The sequence below is a fragment of the Gemmatimonadota bacterium genome, assembly GCA_022560615.1.
Classification (GTDB): domain Bacteria; phylum Gemmatimonadota; class Gemmatimonadetes; order Longimicrobiales; family Gaopeijiaceae; genus UBA1138.
Genome location: JADFSR010000099.1, coordinates 1 through 2,758, shown reverse-complemented (window position 1 = coordinate 2,758; position 2,758 = coordinate 1). Strand labels below are relative to the sequence as shown.

Genomic DNA, 2,758 nt, shown 5'->3' with positions numbered 1-2,758 from the left:
CCACCGGGACCGTAGGGATCGCTTGTGGGAACGCGCCGCGCGTTTGCCTACGACCTCTAACTTCACCACTCTCCCGAACCATCATTCGGTTTCGGAGTGAGAGATTCCGGGAAAATATTCACCACCGGGGATCGAGAGACCAGAAAAAAGGAGTGGCAAGAAAATGGATACGAAACTCGCGATGCTCCTAGCCGGCCTGGTGTCCGCATCGGCCCTGACCGCCCCCGCGGCCGACGCGCAGGCGACCCCCCGACCCGGTCAGCAGGTAGCTCTCGTCACGGGCTCGACGAGCGGGCTGGGCCACGAGCTGGCGACCCGACTCGGCGCGATGGGCATGCACGTCATCGTGCACGGCCGCAATCGTGAGCGGGGCATGGCGGTCGTCGAGGCGATCAACAGCGAAGGAGTCGGCAGCGCCCGTTTCTACAGAGCGGACCTCGCCTCGTTCGAGCAGGTTCGCGAGTTCGGCGAAGCGGTGCTCCGCGACTACGAAAGGCTCGACATCCTCATCAACAACGCCGGCATCGCGTCGACGCCCAACGGGCGGACTCTTTCGGAGGACGGCCACGAGTTGATCTTCCAGGTGAACCACCTCTCACACTTTCTGCTCACCCGGATGCTCCTGCCTCGGCTCATCGAGAGTGCGCCTTCGCGCATCGTCAACGTTTCATCGGGTGCTCAACAGCCGATCGACTTCGACGATGTGATGCTCGAGAACGGCTTCAGCGGTGGGCGGGCGTACGCCCAGAGCAAACTGGCTCAAGTCCTGTTCACCATCGATCTCGCGGAAGAGCTCGAGGGTAAAGACGTGATCGTGAACGCGCTGCACCCGGCCACTTACATGAACACGCCGATGATCACGCGAGGCGGCGGCACACCGAGGGCCACGGTCGCCGAAGGAGCGGACGCGGTGATGCAGCTCGTCACCTCACCGGACATCGGGAGCGGCGGCTACTTCTCCGGGCTGAATCGCCGACGTGCAAATGCACAGGCCTACGACGAAGAGGCTCGCGCGAAGCTCTGGGCGCTGAGCGTGGAACTGACCGGGGCGCCCTACCCGAGATCCAAAGCCTCGCGGAGTTGGGCCGCAGTCATGTCGGTCACGTACACTGGTGAGCCCTGATCGAATTCTCGCGCCCGGGCGAGAGGCCCGACCACGACCGGATCGAAGCCGGCGTCCACCACGAGGGCCGACACGATCCGAAGGGCGTCCTGGTCGTCGCCGGCGATCGGAATCCCGACCTGACTGTGATCCTCACGCTCGACGGTCCTGTAGCTGACCGCGTTGAACGCACGCACGAGGCGGACGCCCGGGAGGAATTCGGCTGAGGCGACCCCAGTCCCTTTGGCCAACGCTTCTGTTGCCATCGGTCCGTCGCGCCGCGGGTAAGGATTTCCGCATTCGATGACGACCTTACCCCGCATCAAAGACCCGTAGTCCTGCCCCACCTGAGGGAGCGCGGCGTACGGCACCGCGATGAAAACGACCTCTCCGAACACGGCGGCCTCCGCCGGCATGCCGGCGCGCGTCCTCGGGCCGGCCCGCTCGACCAGATCCGTGAGCTCTTCTGGATGGCGGGAGGAGAAGAGGATCTCGTGTCCGGCCTGCGCCCACCGAAGGGCGACCGACCCCCCGATCAGCCCCGACCCGATGACCCCGATCCTCAGGCGAGCCTGCTGCGCCGCGGCTGCACCGAGCCCTTCCGGTAAGATCGTTGGCGCCAAGACCAATCCGGTCGCCGTCGCCCCCGCCCTCCGAAGAAAGTCACGACGTGACTGTTTGCTCTCGCCCTTCGCGTCCGGTCCGGTCATTTCTACCTCCTGCAGCGATTCTTTCGAGGGTCACGCGATCCTAGTATCGGACCTCACCACCGTTGACGTGGAAGGTTTGGCCGGTGATGTAGCTGGCTTCTTCGGACGACAGGAACGCGTACATATTCGCGAGCTCCTGAGGCAACCCAACACGACCGAGTGGGATCCGGGCCAGGTCCGGGTGCGCCACGTAGGCTCCAGGAACCACGTGGTTTACGGTGATGTCGTAGGGCCCCAGCTCTACCGCAAGCGCCCGGGTCATACCCACCGCCCCCATTTTCGACGCACACACGTGGGACCAGTTGGATCTTCCGTGGAAGGAGTTGAGACCCGACACGGTGATGATGCGTCCGTACCCGTTGGAGATCATGCCGGGCACGACAGCTCGGGTGCAGAAGAATGGACCGTCGAAGTTGACGGCCGCAGCCGCCCGCCACTCGTCCGTGCTCATTTCCGCGATAGAGCTCGACCCGCGGAAGCCGGCGTTGTTGATCAGAATGTCGATCCGGCCGAACCGCTCCAACGCCTGCTCCACCATCTGATTCACTTGCTGCTCGACACCGACGTCGGCCAGCAGCGCGATCGCCCTAACACCGAGAGCTTCGGCCTCGCGTACGACGGCATCGGCCGCCTCCCGATTGGACCGCCCGTTCACCACGACATCCGCACCTTGCCTCGCCAGCTCGAGCACGGTCGCACGGCCGAGATTTCTACTCGAACCCGTGACCAGGGCGACCTTCCCCTCGACCGTCCGCCGGGACGACGAATCGCTGGCATCGACCAGCGGCAGCGCCGCCGCAGCGCCCATGTTACGTAGAGCGGTCCGCCGTGACAGCGGCTCCCCTGCACCAATCTCCATGGTCCGGCTCCCTATGGCCTATCGGGACGGAGTGCGACGCGACTAATGCGGCATGCCGCCTCGGAAACCTCCCATACGTCCTCCACC

Annotated in this window: 3 protein-coding genes; 1 reads left to right on the top strand and 2 read right to left on the bottom strand. The window is 64.8% G+C overall.

Annotation, left to right across the window (positions count from 1 at the left end):
- The first annotated feature begins 181 nt into the window (after positions 1 to 181).
- Positions 182 to 1,123 (top strand): SDR family oxidoreductase, encoded by a 942-nt coding sequence (locus IIB36_20465; protein ID MCH7534112.1) that lies wholly within the window; start codon positions 182 to 184, stop codon positions 1,121 to 1,123.
- Here IIB36_20465 and IIB36_20460 read toward each other — a convergent pair.
- Together IIB36_20460 and IIB36_20455 are read right to left on the bottom strand one after the other, a co-directional pair.
- Complete coding sequence (locus tag IIB36_20460) at positions 1,054 to 1,812, bottom strand: NADPH-dependent F420 reductase (protein MCH7534111.1); 759 nt, start codon at positions 1,810 to 1,812, stop codon at positions 1,054 to 1,056. The two genes, IIB36_20465 and IIB36_20460, sit on opposite strands and share 70 nt — an antisense overlap.
- 40 nt (positions 1,813 to 1,852) lie before the next feature.
- Complete coding sequence (locus tag IIB36_20455) at positions 1,853 to 2,671, bottom strand: SDR family oxidoreductase (protein MCH7534110.1); 819 nt, start codon at positions 2,669 to 2,671, stop codon at positions 1,853 to 1,855.
- Positions 2,672 to 2,758 lie beyond the last annotated feature (87 nt).